Source organism: Guyparkeria sp. WRN-7, from assembly GCF_001641825.1.
Classification (GTDB): Bacteria; Pseudomonadota; Gammaproteobacteria; order Halothiobacillales; family Halothiobacillaceae; genus Guyparkeria.
Map to the genome: position 1 here is coordinate 23,731 of NZ_LRFH01000005.1, position 17,060 is coordinate 40,790.

30 protein-coding genes are annotated in these 17,060 nt (G+C 62.8%); 2 read left to right on the plus strand and 28 right to left on the minus strand.

What is annotated here, in order from left to right:
• The first annotated feature begins 66 nt into the window (after positions 1 to 66).
• Complete coding sequence (uvrB, locus tag AWR35_RS04065) at positions 67 to 2,115, plus strand: excinuclease ABC subunit UvrB (protein ID WP_058574691.1); 2,049 nt, start codon at positions 67 to 69, stop codon at positions 2,113 to 2,115.
• Positions 2,116 to 2,191: 76 nt separating this feature from the next.
• Here the strand turns inward: uvrB and AWR35_RS04070 are convergent, their stop codons facing one another.
• Complete coding sequence (locus AWR35_RS04070) at positions 2,192 to 2,806, minus strand: hypothetical protein (RefSeq protein WP_058574692.1); 615 nt, start codon at positions 2,804 to 2,806, stop codon at positions 2,192 to 2,194.
• Positions 2,807 to 3,054: 248 nt separating this feature from the next.
• On the opposite strand from AWR35_RS04070, the gene AWR35_RS04075 reads away from it, so the two are divergent.
• Positions 3,055 to 3,444, plus strand: coding sequence for a DUF302 domain-containing protein (locus AWR35_RS04075; protein ID WP_058574693.1), 390 nt, complete (start codon positions 3,055 to 3,057; stop codon positions 3,442 to 3,444).
• A 98-nt stretch (positions 3,445 to 3,542) separates the two neighbouring features.
• On the opposite strand, the gene rplQ is transcribed toward AWR35_RS04075, so the two are convergent.
• From rplQ to rpsJ, 27 genes are all read right to left on the minus strand, one after another.
• Positions 3,543 to 3,941, minus strand: a complete 399-nt coding sequence (rplQ, locus tag AWR35_RS04080) for a 50S ribosomal protein L17 (protein ID WP_058574694.1) — start codon at positions 3,939 to 3,941, stop codon at positions 3,543 to 3,545.
• Between the two features lie 23 nt (positions 3,942 to 3,964).
• Positions 3,965 to 4,960 carry a DNA-directed RNA polymerase subunit alpha gene (gene rpoA / locus AWR35_RS04085; protein ID WP_058574695.1) on the minus strand — a complete coding sequence of 332 codons (996 nt, stop codon included), beginning with the start codon at positions 4,958 to 4,960 and terminating at the stop codon, positions 3,965 to 3,967.
• Between the two features lie 20 nt (positions 4,961 to 4,980).
• Positions 4,981 to 5,604, minus strand: coding sequence for a 30S ribosomal protein S4 (rpsD, locus tag AWR35_RS04090; protein ID WP_058574696.1), 624 nt, complete (start codon positions 5,602 to 5,604; stop codon positions 4,981 to 4,983).
• 28 nt (positions 5,605 to 5,632) lie between these two features.
• Positions 5,633 to 6,022 (minus strand): 30S ribosomal protein S11, encoded by a 390-nt coding sequence (gene rpsK / locus AWR35_RS04095; protein ID WP_058574697.1) that lies wholly within the window; start codon positions 6,020 to 6,022, stop codon positions 5,633 to 5,635.
• Positions 6,023 to 6,056: 34 nt separating this feature from the next.
• Positions 6,057 to 6,413, minus strand: coding sequence for a 30S ribosomal protein S13 (gene rpsM / locus AWR35_RS04100; RefSeq protein ID WP_058574698.1), 357 nt, complete (start codon positions 6,411 to 6,413; stop codon positions 6,057 to 6,059).
• 80 nt (positions 6,414 to 6,493) lie between these two features.
• Entirely contained in the window at positions 6,494 to 7,828 is a 1,335-nt protein-coding gene (gene secY / locus AWR35_RS04105; RefSeq protein ID WP_058574699.1) for a preprotein translocase subunit SecY, read from the minus strand.
• A gap of 3 nt (positions 7,829 to 7,831) precedes the next feature.
• Entirely contained in the window at positions 7,832 to 8,260 is a 429-nt protein-coding gene (gene rplO, locus AWR35_RS04110; RefSeq protein ID WP_058574700.1) for a 50S ribosomal protein L15, read from the minus strand.
• Complete coding sequence (gene rpmD / locus AWR35_RS04115) at positions 8,260 to 8,457, minus strand: 50S ribosomal protein L30 (protein WP_058574701.1); 198 nt, start codon at positions 8,455 to 8,457, stop codon at positions 8,260 to 8,262. Before rpmD ends, rplO begins: the two co-directional genes overlap by 1 nt.
• On the minus strand, positions 8,454 to 8,969 hold the full coding sequence (gene rpsE, locus AWR35_RS04120; protein WP_058574702.1) for a 30S ribosomal protein S5: 516 nt from the start codon (positions 8,967 to 8,969) through the stop codon (positions 8,454 to 8,456). The genes rpmD and rpsE overlap by 4 nt, the downstream gene beginning before the upstream one ends.
• Before the next feature lie 12 nt (positions 8,970 to 8,981).
• On the minus strand, positions 8,982 to 9,335 hold the full coding sequence (gene rplR / locus AWR35_RS04125) for a 50S ribosomal protein L18 (RefSeq protein ID WP_058574703.1): 354 nt from the start codon (positions 9,333 to 9,335) through the stop codon (positions 8,982 to 8,984).
• 14 nt (positions 9,336 to 9,349) lie between these two features.
• Positions 9,350 to 9,877: a 50S ribosomal protein L6 gene (gene rplF / locus AWR35_RS04130; RefSeq protein WP_058574704.1), complete on the minus strand. Its 528-nt coding sequence runs from the start codon at positions 9,875 to 9,877 to the stop codon at positions 9,350 to 9,352.
• Between the two features lie 15 nt (positions 9,878 to 9,892).
• Entirely contained in the window at positions 9,893 to 10,285 is a 393-nt protein-coding gene (gene rpsH, locus AWR35_RS04135; RefSeq protein ID WP_058574705.1) for a 30S ribosomal protein S8, read from the minus strand.
• A gap of 12 nt (positions 10,286 to 10,297) precedes the next feature.
• A complete protein-coding gene (rpsN, locus tag AWR35_RS04140) occupies positions 10,298 to 10,603 on the minus strand; it encodes a 30S ribosomal protein S14 (RefSeq protein WP_058574706.1) in 306 nt (101 codons plus the stop codon).
• 18 nt (positions 10,604 to 10,621) lie between these two features.
• Positions 10,622 to 11,161: a 50S ribosomal protein L5 gene (gene rplE, locus AWR35_RS04145; RefSeq protein WP_058574707.1), complete on the minus strand. Its 540-nt coding sequence runs from the start codon at positions 11,159 to 11,161 to the stop codon at positions 10,622 to 10,624.
• Positions 11,162 to 11,175: 14 nt separating this feature from the next.
• Positions 11,176 to 11,496, minus strand: a complete 321-nt coding sequence (gene rplX / locus AWR35_RS04150; RefSeq protein ID WP_058574708.1) for a 50S ribosomal protein L24 — start codon at positions 11,494 to 11,496, stop codon at positions 11,176 to 11,178.
• An 11-nt stretch (positions 11,497 to 11,507) separates the two neighbouring features.
• Positions 11,508 to 11,876, minus strand: a complete 369-nt coding sequence (gene rplN / locus AWR35_RS04155; protein WP_058574709.1) for a 50S ribosomal protein L14 — start codon at positions 11,874 to 11,876, stop codon at positions 11,508 to 11,510.
• An 11-nt stretch (positions 11,877 to 11,887) separates the two neighbouring features.
• Positions 11,888 to 12,157, minus strand: coding sequence for a 30S ribosomal protein S17 (rpsQ, locus tag AWR35_RS04160; protein ID WP_058574710.1), 270 nt, complete (start codon positions 12,155 to 12,157; stop codon positions 11,888 to 11,890).
• Between the two features lies 1 nt (position 12,158).
• Positions 12,159 to 12,350 (minus strand): 50S ribosomal protein L29, encoded by a 192-nt coding sequence (rpmC, locus tag AWR35_RS04165; protein WP_058574711.1) that lies wholly within the window; start codon positions 12,348 to 12,350, stop codon positions 12,159 to 12,161.
• A complete protein-coding gene (gene rplP, locus AWR35_RS04170) occupies positions 12,350 to 12,763 on the minus strand; it encodes a 50S ribosomal protein L16 (RefSeq protein ID WP_058574712.1) in 414 nt (137 codons plus the stop codon). The genes rpmC and rplP overlap by 1 nt, the downstream gene beginning before the upstream one ends.
• 28 nt (positions 12,764 to 12,791) lie before the next feature.
• A complete protein-coding gene (rpsC, locus tag AWR35_RS04175) occupies positions 12,792 to 13,463 on the minus strand; it encodes a 30S ribosomal protein S3 (RefSeq protein ID WP_058574713.1) in 672 nt (223 codons plus the stop codon).
• A 9-nt stretch (positions 13,464 to 13,472) separates the two neighbouring features.
• Entirely contained in the window at positions 13,473 to 13,805 is a 333-nt protein-coding gene (rplV, locus tag AWR35_RS04180; RefSeq protein ID WP_058574714.1) for a 50S ribosomal protein L22, read from the minus strand.
• Between the two features lie 12 nt (positions 13,806 to 13,817).
• A complete protein-coding gene (rpsS, locus tag AWR35_RS04185) occupies positions 13,818 to 14,093 on the minus strand; it encodes a 30S ribosomal protein S19 (protein ID WP_058574715.1) in 276 nt (91 codons plus the stop codon).
• A gap of 22 nt (positions 14,094 to 14,115) precedes the next feature.
• Positions 14,116 to 14,943 (minus strand): 50S ribosomal protein L2, encoded by an 828-nt coding sequence (rplB, locus tag AWR35_RS04190; protein ID WP_058574716.1) that lies wholly within the window; start codon positions 14,941 to 14,943, stop codon positions 14,116 to 14,118.
• An 18-nt stretch (positions 14,944 to 14,961) separates the two neighbouring features.
• On the minus strand, positions 14,962 to 15,255 hold the full coding sequence (locus AWR35_RS04195; protein WP_058574717.1) for a 50S ribosomal protein L23: 294 nt from the start codon (positions 15,253 to 15,255) through the stop codon (positions 14,962 to 14,964).
• Positions 15,252 to 15,860, minus strand: coding sequence for a 50S ribosomal protein L4 (gene rplD / locus AWR35_RS04200; protein ID WP_058574718.1), 609 nt, complete (start codon positions 15,858 to 15,860; stop codon positions 15,252 to 15,254). Before rplD ends, AWR35_RS04195 begins: the two co-directional genes overlap by 4 nt.
• Positions 15,861 to 15,871: 11 nt before the next feature.
• Positions 15,872 to 16,516: a 50S ribosomal protein L3 gene (gene rplC, locus AWR35_RS04205; protein ID WP_058574719.1), complete on the minus strand. Its 645-nt coding sequence runs from the start codon at positions 16,514 to 16,516 to the stop codon at positions 15,872 to 15,874.
• Between the two features lie 174 nt (positions 16,517 to 16,690).
• Positions 16,691 to 17,002, minus strand: coding sequence for a 30S ribosomal protein S10 (rpsJ, locus tag AWR35_RS04210; RefSeq protein ID WP_058574720.1), 312 nt, complete (start codon positions 17,000 to 17,002; stop codon positions 16,691 to 16,693).
• Positions 17,003 to 17,060: the final 58 nt, after the last annotated feature.

The window sequence follows — 17,060 nt, forward strand, 5'->3', positions numbered from 1 at the left end:
CGGGCCGACTCTCCCGAAGCGACCAGCATCGGTAAGCCGACGCCCCAACCTATATACTCCCACCCCATGTCCGAACACCGTTTCCAGATCGCAACAGACTATCAGCCGGCCGGCGACCAGCCGGCTGCCATCGAGACGCTTGTCGAGGGGCTCGGCGACGGGCTCATGCACCAGACCCTGCTGGGCGTGACCGGCTCGGGCAAGACCTTCACGATGGCCAACGTCATCAACGAGGTGCAGCGCCCGGCGATGGTGCTCGCACCTAACAAGACACTGGCCGCGCAGCTCTACGGCGAGCTCAAGGGCTTCTTCCCGCACAACGCGGTCGAGTACTTCGTCTCCTACTACGACTACTACCAGCCGGAGGCCTACGTACCGGCGTCGGACACCTTCATCGAGAAGGACGCCTCCGTGAACGAGCACATCGAGCAGATGCGGCTGTCGGCCACCAAGGCACTGTTCGAGCGCCGCGACGTGATCATCGTCGCCACCGTCTCGTCGATCTACGGCCTGGGCGACCCCGAGGCCTACCTCAAGATGATCCTGCACCTGGTGCGCGGCGAGGAGGTCAGCCAGCGCCAGATCATCCGTCGGCTGGCCGAGATGCAGTACACCCGCAACGACATGGAGTTTCGCCGTGGCACCTATCGCGTCCGCGGCGACGTCATCGACATCCACCCGGCCGAGGCCGACGACGAGGGTGTGCGCATCGAACTGTTCGACGACGAGATCGAGCAGATCACGCTGTTCGATCCGCTCACCGGCCAGGTACGCCGCCGGGTGCCGCGCTACACGGTTTACCCCTCCTCGCACTACGTCACGCCGCGCGAACGGCTGCTGCACGCGATCGAACAGATCAAGGTCGAACTCGACGAGCGACTCAAGGAGCTCGAGTCGCAGGACAAGCTGGTCGAGGCACAACGCCTCGCCCAGCGCACCCGCTTCGACATCGAGATGATCCAGGAGCTCGGCTACTGCAACGGCATCGAGAACTACTCGCGCTACCTCTCCGGACGTCAGCCCGGCGAGCCGCCGCCGTGCCTCTACGACTACCTGCCCGCCGACGCCCTGCTGATCATCGACGAGTCGCACGTGACCGTCCCGCAGCTCGGCGGCATGTACAAGGGCGACCGCTCGCGCAAGGAGACCCTGGTCAACTTCGGTTTCCGCCTGCCCTCGGCGCTCGACAACCGCCCGCTGAAATTCGAGGAATTCGAGCGACTGATGCCTCAGACGGTCTACGTCTCGGCCACGCCGGGGCCCTACGAGGAGAGCCACGCCGACCAGGTCGCCGAGCAGGTGGTCCGCCCCACCGGCCTGGTCGACCCCCAGATCGAGGTGCGCCCGGTGGCGAGCCAGGTCGACGACCTGCTTTCCGAAATCCGCCTGCGCACGGAAAAGAACCAGCGGGTCCTGGTGACCGTGCTGACCAAGCGCATGGCCGAGGACCTGACCGACTACCTGATGGAGCACGATGTGCGCGTGCGCTACCTGCACTCGGACATCGACACGGTCGAACGCATGGAGATCATCCAGGACCTGCGCCTGGGCGAGTTCGACGTGCTGGTGGGCATCAACCTGCTGCGCGAGGGCCTCGACATCCCCGAGGTGTCTCTGATCGGCATCCTCGATGCCGACAAGCAGGGCTTCCTGCGCTCGGAACGCTCGCTGATCCAGACCATCGGCCGGGCGGCGCGCAACCTCGAGGGCAAGGCGATCCTCTACGGCGACACCATCACGGATGCCATGCGCAAGGCGATCGACGAGACCGAACGTCGGCGCGAAAAGCAGCTGGCGCACAACGAGGCCATGGGCATCACGCCGCGCGGCATCGAGAAGAGTGTCGAGGACATCCTCGAGGCGGGCGAATCACGGATCCCGGGCGCCCGCCCGGGTCGCAAACGTCGCGGCAGCGAAAAGGCGGCCGAACCGGCGGCCGACTACGCCGCCTTGTCACCCGACCAGGCGGCCAAGCGGATCAAGCAGCTGGAGGCCGACATGCACCGTCATGCCCGCGACCTCGAGTTCGAGGCCGCCGCCCAGGCGCGCGACGAGTTGCAGAAACTCAAGGAGGGGTTCTTCGGCGCCATCGAGCCCGGCTACAGCGACGACTAGCGCCACCGGCCGACTGACCAAACAAAAAAGGCCGACCCCATCGGGCCGGCCTTTTTTTATGCCAATGGCAGGGGGATCAACCGCCCTGCTGCATCTGCATTGCCTTCTGTCGCAGCTGCTGCATTTCCTTCGCCTTCTTCTCCATCTCGGCGAACAGCTCCTTGGCTTCCGGGTTGCTCTGCTCCATCTCGCTCTTCACGTCGGCGCGGAGGTCCTGAGCCATGCTCTGCACTTCCTTGTCCTTGAAGGCCTTCTGCTGGCGCTGCTGGAATTCGCGCTGTTTCTCGCGGAACGCCTGGACCTCAGCCTGGCTCGGCTGCTTGTCACCCTGCTGGTACTCGGCCATCTTGGCCTTCATCTGCTTGAATTCCTGCTTCGCGTCGTAGCCGTCGTCCGACATCTTCTCGGCGATCTTGTCCTGCAGCGCATCACGCTGCTCGCCCAGCTCCGGATTGTTCTCGTAGGCCTGCTGCTCGATCTGGCTGAGTTTGGCCTGGGTCTGCTGGAGTTCCTGTCGAACCGCGCGCATCTCTTCCATCAGCTGGCGCTGCTCCGGGGTCAGCTCGGGCATCTGCCCCTGACCCGATGGCGCGCCACCCTGCTGGGCCACCGCCGCGCCGCTGACGGCGAGCACCGCGGACACGCCGGCGGCCATCATGGTCTTGCGCAACTTCTGGTTCCAAACGGACATGCAATCACTCCTCGTTTAAATGTGTCGGCTTTGCATCCCAAATGCGGGGCACCGAAACCCATTGAAATCGTGCGACCTCGCGCCCCGACGTAAAGTTCCGTCGGAACGACAAGCGGCATCGAAAGGGTTCCTGCATCCTAGGAGAGGCCGCCACACATATCAACCAAGCCGCATGCCCCGCCCCGCCTAGGCGGGGAGCTTTGCTAAGCTCGGCGGTCAATCCATCGGACAAGAGGCAAAGCCCAGACATGATCGACGAGAAAACCAGCCCGCACGACTTCGAGACCACCTGCCAGCGTCTCACCGACGCAGTTCCCGCCAATGGCTTCGGCCTTCTGCACACCCACGACATCCACGGCACGCTCAACGCCAAGGGCGTCGACTTCGCACCGCAGTGCCGGGTGTTCGAGGTCTGCAACCCGAAGCGGGCCGCCGAAGTCCTCGCCGTGCGCATGGACCTGGCCAACGCCCTGCCGTGCCGCATTGCGGTTTACGAACGTGATGGCGAGGTGATCGTCTCGATGATCCGACCCACCGAGATGCTCGCCACGCTCAGCGACGATGCCAAGCTGGCCGAGGTCGCAGGCGATGTCGAGCAGACCATGGGGCGCATGATCGAGGAAACGATCGGCCACTGAGCCTAGCCACCCACGAGCCGACCGATCAAACAAAAAGCCCGCCATCAAGGCGGGCTTTTCTGGATTGGGACCGGCGAGGCACCGCCGGCAGCGACCGATTACTCGGCGGCTGCTTCCTCGGTGGCAGTCGCCGGCTCGGCGCTGCGCTCGACCAGCTCGACGTAGGCCATCGGGGCCGCGTCGCCGGCACGGTAGCCGCACTTGAGGATGCGCAGGTAACCACCGTTACGCTCCTTGAAACGCGGACCGACGTCGGAGAACAGCTTGCCGACGGTCGCCTTGTTACCGACCTTCGCGAAGGCACGGCGACGCGCAGCGACACTGTCTTCCTTGGCCAGGGTGATCAGCGGCTCGGCGACCCGACGCAGCTCCTTGGCCTTCGGGACGGTGGTCTTGATGACTTCGTGCTCGATCAGGGCGTTGGTCAGCGAACGCATCAGCGCTTTGCGCTGAGAGGCGTTGCGACCCAGTTGCCGACCGGATTGACGATGACGCATGTCAAATACTCCAAAAAATATCGTTAAATCTTGGACTCGCTCAGATTCTGGAGCTCGGCCGGCGGCCAGTTCTCCAGCTTCTGCCCCAGGGACAGGCCCTGCTTGGCGAGGACGTCCTTGATCTCGGTCAGGGACTTCTTGCCAAGGTTCGGGGTCTTGAGCAACTCCATTTCCGACCGCTGGATCAGGTCGCCGATGTAGTAGATGTTCTCTGCCTTGAGGCAATTGGCCGAACGCACGGTCAGCTCCAGGTCGTCCACCGGACGCAGCAGGACCGGATCAACCGACGGGGCCTGCTCTTCGACCGGCTCGGCCTTCTCGGCCTTCAGGTCGACCAGCACGGACAGCTGGTCAACCAGGATGCCGGCCGCTTGGCGGATGGCATCTTCGGCCGAGATGGAACCGTTGGTCTCGATGTCCAGCACCAGGGAGTCGAGGTCGGTGCGCTGCTCGACACGAGCCCGCTCGACCGAATAGGCCACGCGGCGCAGCGGCGAGAAAGACGCGTCGATCAGCAGGCGACCGACCGCGGTCTCCTCGTCTTCGCGACGGGCGCTGGCCGGGACGTACCCCATGCCACGCTCGACCTTGAAGGTCATGTTCAGCTCGGCGTCGTCACGCAGCGTCGCGATGACGTGGTCCGGATTCATAATCTCGACCGAGTGGTCCGCCTTGATGTCGGCGGCGGTCACGGTGCCCGGACCGGTCTTCTTGATGCTCAGGACCGCTTCGTCACGGCCGTGCATGGTGATCGAGAGACCCTTGAGATTGAGCAGGATCTCGAGCACGTCCTCCTGGACGCCCTCGAGTGCGCTGTACTCGTGCAGGATGCCTTCGATCTCCGCCTCGGTGACGGCAACGCCCGGGATGGACGAGAGCAGGATACGCCGCAACGCATTGCCCAGCGTGTAGCCGAACCCACGCTCCAACGGCTCCAGCACCACGCGCGCATGGGTGTCGTCGATCGTTTCCACGTCGACCAGGCGCGGCTTGAGAAGCTCTGTAGAACCCAGTTGCATTACGTACCCCCGAAAACCGTTTACTTCGAATACAGCTCGACGACGAGCGATTCGTTGATGTCCGCCGGCAGTTCATCCCGGGTCGGGATGGCCTTGAAGACGCCTTCCATCTTGCTGGAGTCGACCGTGATCCACGGCACGACTTCGCGCTGAGCGGCCAGTTCGAGGGCGTCCTTGACGCGCTGCTGCTTCTTCGCCTTTTCGCGCACCGAGACGGTGTCTTCGGTGGATACCTGGTACGACGGGATGTTGACCACCTCGCCGTTGACCATGATGCCGCGATGCGAGACCAGCTGACGCGCTTCGGCGCGAGTGGCGCCGAAACCCATGCGGTATGCGACGTTGTCCAGGCGGCACTCGAGAATCTGCAGCAGGTTCTCGCCGGTGGAGCCCTTCATCTGCGCAGCGCGCTTGTAGTAGTTGCGGAACTGGCGCTCGAGAACGCCGTAGGTCCGGCGCAGCTTCTGCTTTTCACGCAGCTGCAGACCGTAGTCCGACACTTTCTGGCGGCGACCGGAACCGTGCTGACCGGGGGCGCGGTCGTGATGGCACTTGTCTTCCAGTGCGCGCACGCCGGACTTGAGGAACAGATCCGTGCCTTCGCGCCGGGCGAGTTTACAGGTAGGACCGAGATAACGAGCCATAAGTCAAATACTCCTTACAAACGCACCGTCAAACGCGACGCTTTTTGGGCGGGCGGCAGCCATTGTGCGGGATCGGGGTGACGTCAGTGATCACGCCGACCTTGAAGCCAACCGCGTTCAGTGCGCGGATGGTCGATTCGCGGCCCGGGCCGGGGCCCTTGACCTCGACGTCGACGTTCTTGACCCCATAGACCTTCGCCGCTTCGCCGGCACGCTCGGCCGCCACCTGGGCGGCAAACGGCGTGGACTTGCGCGAACCACGGAAGCCGGAGCCCCCGGAAGTCGCCCAGCTGAGCGTGTTGCCCTGACGGTCGGTGATCGTCACGATCGTGTTGTTGAACGACGCATGGATATGCGCGATCGCATCGGTGACGACGCGTTTTACCTTCTTACGGGTACCTTGACTTGCTTTAGCCATTAAGATCCTACTCTCGAAAGAATATTAAGCCTGATTAGCGCTTGACCAGGCGACGCGGACCCTTGCGAGTCCGTGCGTTCGTGCGTGTGCGCTGACCACGCAGCGGCAGACCACGACGATGACGCAGACCACGATAGCAACCAAGGTCCATCAGACGCTTGATGTTCATGGATACGTCACGGCGCAGATCGCCTTCAACCACATACTTGCCGACTTCCGCACGCAGAGACTCGACCTCTGCCTCGGACAGGTCGCGCACCTTGCGGTCCGGAGCCACGCCAGTGGCTTCACAGATCTGCTGAGCGCGGGTATGACCGATTCCGTAGATGGAAGTCAGGCCAATGACCACATGTTTTTGTACGGGAATGTTGATCCCTGCAATACGTGCCATCGATTTATCACCCCAAAAAAGAGCGCGAGAGCTTAACGCAATGCGCCGTCAATAGCAAACGGATGTGACGGGCCGTTTCGTTACAGCCCGTTCTTGAAATGAGCCTTGCGAACCAGGCTGTCGTACTGGTGCGAGACCAGGTGCGACTGGACCTGCGACATGAAGTCCATCAGCACGATCACGATGATCAGCAGCGACGTGCCCCCGAAGTAGAACGGAACGTTCCAGTACAGGATCAGGAACTCCGGCAGCAGGCAGACCGCAGTGATGTAGAGCGCGCCCCAGAACGTCAGGCGGGTCAGCACCTTGTCCACGTAGCGGGCGGTCTGCTCGCCCGGGCGGATGCCCGGAACGAAGGCGCCGGAACGCTTCAGGTTGTCCGCCGTCTCGCGAGCGTTGAACACCAGCGCGGTATAGAAGAAGCAGAAGAAGATGATCGCCGCGGCGTAGAACAGCACGTACAACGGCTGACCGGGGGACAGCGTGTTGGACAGGTCCGCAAGCCAGCCCATGCCTTCCTGCTGACCGAACCAGTTACCCACCGTCGCCGGGAACAGGATGATGCTCGAGGCGAAGATCGGCGGGATCACACCGGCCATGTTCAGCTTCAGCGGCAGGTGCGAGGACTGCTGGCCTGCCATGCCGCGACCCTGCTGACGGCGGGCATAGTTCACCGTGATCCGGCGCTGACCGCGCTCGACGAAGACCACGAATGCCGTGACCGCCAGGATCAGCACGCCGAGGATCAGCATGGTGAACACGTGCAGCTCGCCGGTACGGACCAGCTCGGCCGTGCCACCGATCGCGCTCGGCAGACCCGCGACGATGCCGGCGAAGATGATCAGCGAGATGCCGTTACCGACACCACGCTCGGTGATCTGCTCGCCCAGCCAGACCAACAGCATCGTGCCGCTGACCAGTGTCAGGGTGGCGATGAACAGGAAGCCGAGCCCCGGAGCGAACACCAGCGGCGAACCGCCGACGGACTGGCCCTGCAGGGCGATCGACACGCCCAGCGCCTGGACCAGACCCAGACCCAGCGTCCCGTAGCGGGTGTACTGGGTGATCTTGCGCCGGCCGGCTTCGCCTTCCTTCTTCAGCTTCTCCAGCGACGGCACCACGGCCGTGAGCAGCTGCACGATGATCGCCGCGGAGATGTACGGCATCACGCCCAGTGCAAACAGGGACATCCGAGAGAGAGCGCCACCCGAGAACATGTTCACCATGCCCAGAATGCCGCCCGAGTTCTGCTCGAACAGCGCCTTCATGACGTCGACGTCGATGCCCGGCAACGGGATGAACGTCCCGATCCGGTACACCACGAGCACCATGATGACGAAGAAAATACGTTGCCGGAGCTCGGTCAGTCGACCGGCCCCGGCAAGTGCGCCTATCCCTGTGTTTGCCTGTGCCACGCTTTACTCCGCTGAACCACCGGCCGCTTCGATTGCCTGACGAGCGCCCTTGGAAACCGGAATGCCCTTCACCTGGACGGCCTTGGTCACGTCACCCTGAAGGATGATCTTGACGCTCTTGACGTCGTTGCGGATCAGGTTGGCCGCCTTGAGCGAGTCCAGCGTGACCTCGCCGTCGAGACGGTTGAGTTCCGCGGTGCGGATCTCGGCCCGACTCAGCGACTTGGCCGCCTTGAAGCCCATCTTCGGCAGGCGACGCTGCAGCGGCATCTGACCGCCCTCGAAGCCGGTCTTGTGGAAGCCGCCGGAACGGGACTTCTGGCCCTTGTGACCACGACCGCCGGTCTTGCCGACGCCGGAGCCGATGCCGCGACCCACACGGGTCGCGTCCTTGCGGCTACCCTCGGCAGGAGAGAGTTTGTTCAAACGCATTACTTTGCTTCCTGTACTTCGAGCATGTAGTGGACGCGATTGATCATGCCCCGGTTCTCCGGGGTATCGGCCACTTCCACCTCTTGGTGCATACGACGGATGCCCAGGCCGCGAACGCAGGCCTTGTGGGACTCGAGTCGATTGTTCATCGACCGAACCAGGCGCACCCGGATCTTGCCGTTACCCTTCTGACTCATGCTTCATCCCCCAGGATTTCCTCGACGCGCTTGCCCCGCTTGGCGGCAACCGCTTCCGGCGACTGGATCTGGGAGAGACCGTTGATGGTCGCCCGGATCACGTTCATGTGATTCCGGGTCCCGATGCACTTCGCCAGTACGTTGCGGACACCCGCGGCTTCGAAGACGGCACGCATCGCGCCACCGGCGATGACGCCGGTACCTTCGGAGGCCGGCTTCATGAAGACGCGGCCGGCGCCGTGAACGCCCTTGGTCTGGTAGTACAGGGTCCCGTCGCGCAGCGGCACGTCGACCATGCTGTTGCGCGCCCGCTCCATCGCCTTCTGGATGGCAGCCGGGACTTCCTTGGCCTTGCCGTAGCCAAAGCCGACACGGCCTTCGCCGTCGCCCACCACGGTCAGCGCAGTGAAGGAGAACTGACGACCACCTTTGACCACCTTGGATACACGGTTGATCGTGACCAGCTTCTCGATCAGGCCTTCGTTCGAGACGTCGTTTGCATTACGGCTCATTGCATTACCTCTTTAGAACTTCAGGCCGGCTTCGCGCGCCGCATCGGCGACAGCCTGGACACGCCCGTGGTAAATGAAACCCGAGCGGTCGAACGCCACGGTGTCGATGCCCTTGTCCAGGGCTGCCTTGGCGATGGCCTCGCCCACCTTCTTGGCGGCGGCCACGTTGCCACCGTACTCGCCGTCGGCCAGCACGCCCTTGCCAACCGTCGACGCGGTCGCTACGACCTTGCCTTCCGGCGCGAAGAGCTGCGCGTAGGTGTGGTTGCTGCTCCGGTGCACGCTCAGGCGATGCACGCCGAGCGACTTGATCTTGGCCCGGGCGCGACGTGCGCGGCGGAGCCGCTGTTTGGTACTTTCGTTCATCGCGTCACCCTCGATTATTTCTTCTTGGCTTCCTTACGCAGGATGCGCTCATCCGCGTACTTAACGCCCTTGCCCTTGTAAGGCTCCGGCGGACGCAGGCCCCGTACGTTGGAAGCCACCTGGCCGACCTTCTGCTTGTCCGCGCCCTTGATAACGATGTCGGTCGCCGACGGCGTTTCGGCCGTGACGCCTTCCGGGAGCGGGAAGTCGATCGGATGCGAGTAACCGAGCTGCAGGTTCAGGTTGTTTCCCTGAACCTGAGCGCGATAACCCACGCCGACCAATTGCAGCTTGACCTCGAAACCGTTGGCGACGCCGTCGACGCTGCCCTGCGCCAGGGAGCGCATGGTGCCCGCCATCGGAACATCGTCATCGCTGTTCGGCGTAAACTGAATCTGGTTGTCCTCGAAGGTCACACCGACCGTCGGGTGAACGTTCAGGGTCAGCTCACCGTTCTTGCCCTTGAAGGACAGGACACGGTCATCGAGCTTGACCTCGACACCCGAGGGGACCGCGACCGGCTTTCGTGCTACTCGACTCATAAATCCCCCAACCGGTTACGATACAAAGCAGACGACTTCGCCACCGATGTTGCGGCGACGTGCTTCACGGTCCGGCATCACACCTTCAGAGGTGGATACCACGGCAACGCCCAGGCCACCCAGGACCTGCGGCAGGTTCTCGGCGCCGAAGAACTTGCGCGAACCCGGACGGGAGACGCGGTCGATCTTCTCGATTACCGGCTTGCCTTCGAAGTAGCGCAGACCGAGGACCAGCGTCGGCTTCTTGTCGCCTTCGACGCGAACGTCGGCGATGTAGCCTTCGTCCTGCAGCGTCTGGGCAACCGCCTTCTTGAACTTGGAGGCCGGCAGGCTGATTTCCGCCTTGTTCGCGGCCTGGCCATTGCGGATGCGCGTCAGCATATCCGCGATCGGATCATTCATACTCATCGCGCTATCTCCTTACCAGCTGGACTTGCGCAGGCCCGGGATTTCCCCGGCCATTGCCAGTTGACGGAGCTTGTTACGCCCCATGCCAAACTTCCGGTAAACGCCCTTCGGACGACCGGTCAGCGCACAACGGCGCACCTGGCGGGTGTAAGAAGAGTCGCGCGGCAGCTTCTGCAGCTCGGCGGAGGCCGCCATCTTCTCGTCGAAATCCACGTCGGGATCCGCGACGATCGCGCGCAGCTTGGCGCGCTTGTCGGCGTACTGGCGAGCCAGCTTCTGGCGCTTGGCCTCGCGAGCAATCATGCTTTTCTTAGCCATAGTCTCGTTTCGTCTCTGTTAACGACGGAAGGGGAAACCGAAGCCATCGAGCAGTGCCCGGGCCTGGTCGTTGTCCTTCGCAGTCGTTGTGATCGTGATATCCATACCCCGGACCTGGTCGACCTTGTCGAAGTCGATTTCCGGGAAGATGATCTGTTCACGAACCCCGAGGCTGTAGTTGCCACGACCATCGAACGACTTCGGGCTCAGGCCACGGAAGTCGCGGATGCGGGGACTCGCCACATGGATCAACCGATCGAGGAATTCGTACATCGTACGTCCCCTGAGGGTGACCTTGACACCCAGCGGCATGCCCTCGCGAAGCTTGAAGCCCGCGATCGACTTGCGCGCATACGTTACCACCGGCTGCTGACCGGTGATCAGGCCCATTTCTTCCACTGCGTTATCGATTACTTTCTTGTCACGAGCGGAATCACCCAGGCCCATGTTCAACGTAATCTTGGTCAGCTTCGGAACGGCCATTACGTTGTCGAGGCCGAGCTTCTGCTTCAGCTCGTCACGCAACGTGTTGGAGTAGTATTCCTGAAGTCGAGCCATTTCTCTGATTCCTATTAAGCGTCAACGACTTCGCCGTTGGATTTGAAGTAACGAACCTTCCGACCGTCTTCAAGCGTCTTGAAGCCGACCCGGTCGCCTTTTTCGGAGGCGGGATTAAACAGCATCACGTTGGAGATATCAACGGGCTTCTCCATTTCGATGATGCCGCCGGTCCGACCGATCATCGGGTTGGGCTTCTGGTGCTTCTTCACCATGTTCACCCCTTCGACGACCACCCGCGCGCCGTTCTCGACGACCCGGAGTACGGTGCCGCGACGACCCTTGTCTTTGCCGGTAACGACGACTACGTCGTCACCCTGACGAATCTTGCGCATCTCGAACCCCCTTAAATAACTTCCGGCGCCAGCGAGACGATCTTCATGAACTTCTCGCCACGCAGCTCACGGGTGACCGGGCCGAAAATACGGGTACCGATCGGCTGGAGCTGGGCGTTCAGCAGGACCGCCGCGTTGCCGTCGAAACGGATCAGCGAGCCGTCCGGACGACGAACACCCTTTGCGGTACGTACGACGACCGCGTTGTAGACTTCGCCCTTCTTGACGCGACCGCGCGGGATCGCGTCCTTGACGGACACCTTGATTACGTCGCCGATCTCGGCGTAACGGCGGTGCGAGCCGCCCAGCACCTTGATGCACTGGACCTTGCGCGCGCCACTGTTATCTGCCGAATTCAGCACGGTTTGCATCTGGATCATGACGAAACTCCTTACTCAGCAGAGCGCTCGACAACGCGGACCAGGGTCCAGCTCTTGTTCTTGGAGATCGGACGCGTCTCGCGCACTTCGACGCGGTCACCCTGACGGCAGGTGTTTTCCTCGTCATGCACGCGCAGCTTGCTGGTGCGCGTCATGTACTTGCCGTACAGCGGGTGCTGAACGCGACGCTCGACCGCCACCGTGATGGACTTGTCGCCCTTGTTACTGACTACGACCCCTTCGCGGGTACGTACGTTCTTTTCTTCGGATACCGTCGTCATCTCAGGCACGCTCCTTTTCCGCAATCACGGTCTTGATACGAGCAGCGTTGCGCCGCGCCTCGCGAACCAGGTGAGTCTTCACTTCCTGGCCCGTGGCATGTTGCATGCGCAGGTTGAATTGCTCGCGCTTGACGGCCACCAGCTCTTCGCGCAGCTCGTCGACGGATTTTTCACGCAATTCTGTTGCAGTCATCACATCACCAACCGTGTTACGAACGTGGTCTTCACGGGCAGCTTGGCGGACGCACGCTCGAATGCCGCGCGTGCCACGTCCTCGCTGACCCCCTCGATTTCATACAGCATCTTGCCGGGCTGCACCTTGGCGACCCAGTGCTCGACACTGCCCTTGCCCTTACCCATACGGACTTCCAGGGGCTTCTGGGTAATCGGGGTGTCCGGGAAGATCCGGATCCAGATCTTACCGCCCCGCTTCACGTGACGAGAGATGGCACGACGGCCAGCCTCGATCTGACGGGAAGTAATGTTTCCGCGCTCAAGCGTCTTGAGGCCGAACTCGCCGAAGCTCACCTTGTTGCCGTTGTTGGCAACACCGCGGTTCTTGCCCTTGAACTGCTTGCGGAATTTTGTGCGTTTTGGCAGCAGCATTTTTCAAAGCTCCACTTCAATTCGTTGATCAGGCGGCCGACTTGCCGTCGTCGCTGCCCGGCACACCGAACACCTCGCCTTTGAAAATCCAGACCTTGACACCGATGATGCCGTAGGTGGTCTGGGCCTCTGCCATGCCGTAGTCGATGTCCGCACGCAGGGTGTGCAGCGGCACGCGGCCTTCGCGGTACCACTCGGTACGCGCGATTTCGGCACCACCCAGGCGACCGGCCACGTTGACCTTCACGCCACCGGCACCCAGACGCATGGTGGTCTGCACGGCGCGCTTCATGGCGCGGCGGAACATCACGCGACGCTCGAGCTGCTGGGCGATGGACTCGGCGACCAGCTGGGCGTCGAGCTCCGGCTTGCGGATCTCTTCGACCGAGACCTTAACGGCACTGCGCTCGAGGCCCAGCATCGGGGCGATCTCGGTGCGCAGACGCTCGATGTCCTCACCCTTGCGGCCGATGACGATGCCCGGACGCGCGGTGTGGATGGTGACCGCGGCCGAACGGGCCGGGCGCTCGATCTGGACCCGCGAGACGGACGCATCCTTCAGACGCTGACGGATGTACTTGCGAGTACGGACGTCCTGCTCGAGGTGATCGGAAAAACTCTTGTTGTCGGCGTACCAGCGAGAGCTCCAGTCGGAGGAGATCCCAAGCCGGAAGCCTACCGGATGTACTTTGTGACCCATGACTGCTCCTTAGCGCTCGCTGACGACGACTTTGATGTGGCTGGTCCGCTTGAGGATCCGCACACCGCGGCCTTTCGCCCGCGCACGGAATCGCTTCAGAGTCGGGCCTTCGTCGACCATGATCTCGGAAATGCACAGACGATCGACGTCCGCGCCTTCGTTGTTCTCCGCGTTGGCGATCGCTGACTCGACGACCTTGCGGATGATCGCGGCACCCTTCTTGGTCGAGAACTGGAGGTTTTCCAGGGCAGCGGCGACGTTCGCGCCACGTACCTGGTCAGCTACCAGCCGCGCCTTCTGCGGGGAGATCCGCGCGAAGCGGTGTAGTGCTTTTGCTTGCATCGCGAAACCTCCTTAACGCTTGGCTTTCTTGTCGGCGGCGTGACCCCGGTAAGTGCGCGTGGGCGCGTACTCACCGAGTTTCTGGCCAACCATGTTCTCGTTGATCAGCACCGGAACGTGCTGACGACCGTTGTGCACCGCGATGGTCAACCCGATCATGTCGGGCAGGATCATCGAGCGGCGCGACCAGGTCTTTATGGGCCGGCGGCTGTTGGCGGCCGCGGCCTCTTCCACTTTCTGCATCAGGTGATGGTCCACGAAAGGACCTTTCTTGAGTGAACGTGGCACCTTGAAGCCCTCTTAAATTGCGTTATTTCTTGTTACGACGGCGAACGATGTACTTGTCAGTACGCTTGTTCGTACGCGTCTTGTAACCCTTGGTCGGCACGCCCCACGGGGTGACCGGGTGGCGACCACCGGAGGTACGACCCTCACCACCACCGTGCGGGTGGTCGACCGGGTTCATCACCACGCCGCGCACGGTCGGACGAACACCGCGCCAGCGCTTGGCACCGGCCTTGCCGAGCTGGCGCAGGCTGTGCTCCTGGTTGGCGACTTCGCCGATCGTGGCGCGGCACTCGGACAGCACCTTGCGCATCTCGCCCGAACGCAGACGAATCGTCGCGTAGGAGCCTTCACGAGCGACCAGCTGAGCGGCGCCGCCGGCGCTGCGCGCCAGCTGGGCACCCTTGCCCGGCTTGAGCTCGATGCCGTGGATGGTGGTACCCACCGGAATCGCGTACAGCGGCAGGGCGTTGCCCGGCTTGATCGGCGCCTCGACGCCGGAGACAAGCTTCTGGCCCGCCTTCACGCCGCGCGGGGCGATGATGTAGCGACGCTCGCCATCGGCGTACTTCAGCAGCGCAATGTGCGCCGAGCGGTTCGGATCGTGCTCGACCCGCTCGACTTCGGCAATGATGCCGTCCTTGTTGCGCTTGAAGTCGATCTTCCGGTAGTGGTGCTTGTGACCACCGCCGATGTGACGACTGGTGATGCGGCCGGCGTTGTTACGGCCGCCCGAGCCGTGCTTCTTCTCGAGCAGCGGCGCGTAGGCCTTGCCCTTGTAGAGACCGGAACGATCGGTCTCGACGACGCCACGGCGACCCGGAGAAGTCGGTTTTGCAACTTTGATAGCCATGAGTTGATTCCCCTTGGATTAGCCGGCCGCGCCGAAGTCGATGGTCTGCCCTTCGGCCAGCGTGACGTATGCCTTCTTGGTGTCGGCACGACGACCCGGCATGCCGCGGAAGCGACGCACCTTGCCGCGCTGATTGACCACCTGGACGGCCTTGACGCTCACCTCGAAGACCTGCTCGACAGCCGCCTTGATCTCCGGCTTGGAGGCCGTGGTGGCGACCTGGAACACGTACTGATTGAACTCGCCGGCGCGGGCGGTCTTCTCGGTGACCACCGGAGCGCGCAGCACGTCGTAAAGCTTTTCCGAATTCATGACAGCCACTCCTCAACCATCTTCAGGGCGCCCTGGGTGATGACCACCTGGTCTGCGTCCACCAGGCTGACCGGATCGAGCGTGCCCGCGGTGCGGTAGCCCAGCTCGACGACGTTGCGCGAACCCAGCAGCAGCGCCTCGTCCATCGCCTCGGTGACGATCAGGCGCTTGCCCTTGTCCACGCCGAGATCGTTGAGCGCCTTGACGACCTGCTTGGTCTTCGGCGCGTCGACGGACAGCGACTCGACCACCACCAGGCGGTCCTGACGCAGAAGCTCGGAGAGGATCGAACGCATCGCGGCGCGGTACGCCTTGCGGTTCATCTTCTGCGCAAAGTCACGCGGACGAGCGGCGAAGGTGACACCACCGGTGCGCCAGATCGGACCACGAGTGGTGCCGGCACGGGCGCGGCCGGTGCCCTTCTGGCGCCACGGCTTGGTGTTGCCACCGGAAACCTCGGAGCGGCTCAGCTGCTTCTTGGTCCCGGCACGACCGCCGGCCAGAAACGCGACCACGGCCTGATGTACCAGCGCTTCGTTGTATTCCCGGCCGAAGACCTGTTCGGAGACGTTCAGCGCGGAACCATTCTTTACTTGGATATCCATACCTGACGACCTCACGCTTTGATCTTGACCGAGGGGCGAACGAGCACGTCGCCACCGGTGGCGCCCGGAACGGCACCCTTGACCAGCAGCAGACCCTTCTCGGCATCCACGCGAACCACCTTGAGGTTCATCGCGGAGACGCGCTCGTCACCCATGTGACCGGCCATCTTCTTGCCCTTGAACACGCGACCCGGGGTCTGGTTCTGACCGATGGAGCCCGGCACGCGGTGGGACAGCGAGTTGCCGTGGGTGGCGTCCTGGGTACGGAAGTTGTGACGCTTTACCGTGCCCGCGAAGCCCTTACCCTTGCTCGTGCCGGTCACGTCGACCGACGGGACCTCGGCGAAGATCTCGACAGTGATCTCACTGCCGGTCTCGTAGTTCGCCAGAGCATCCTCGTCGACGCGGAATTCGCGCACGGCACGGCCGGCAGCCACTTCCGCCTTGGCGAAATGACCCGCCATCGGCTTGGTCACGCGGTTGGGACGGCGCTCGCCCACGGTCACCTGCAGCGCGGTGTAACCGTCGACATCCTGAACCTTCTTCTGAGTCACACGGTTCGGCTCGACCTCGATGACGGTCACCGGCGTGGAAACGCCGGAGTCGTCAAATACTCGGGTCATGCCGACCTTACGACCGACAACACCTAAAGCCATTGTTGTTTCCTCTTATGTACTTCGACGCCGATTTCGATTGACCGGATCGCCGGAAAAAACCAGCCCGACGCGCGTTTAGCACGCATCGGGCTGAACAAGAGCGCGGCACTATAACAGAAAACGCGCCGAGCCAAAAGCGTTTTGGCCGGCGCGTTCAGGCTGCGAGGAGCTGGATCAGTTCAGACGGATCTGAACGTCCACGCCTGCGGCCAGGTCAAGCTGCATCAACAGGTCGACCGTCTTGTCGGTCGGGTCGACGATGTCGAGTACGCGCTTGTGGGTGCGGATCTCGTACTGGTCGCGCGCGTCCTTGTTGACGTGCGGCGAAGTCAACACGGTGTACCGCTCCTTGCGGGTCGGCAGCGGAATCGGGCCTTTGATCCGCGCGCCACTGCGGCGCGCGGTCTCGACGATTTCCGCGGTCGAACGGTCGATCAGACGGTGATCGAAGCTCTTCAGCCGGATGCGAATCGTTTGTCCTGCCATATCTGATTACTCGATGATCTTGGAAACGACGCCAGCGCCGACGGTACGACCGCCTTCA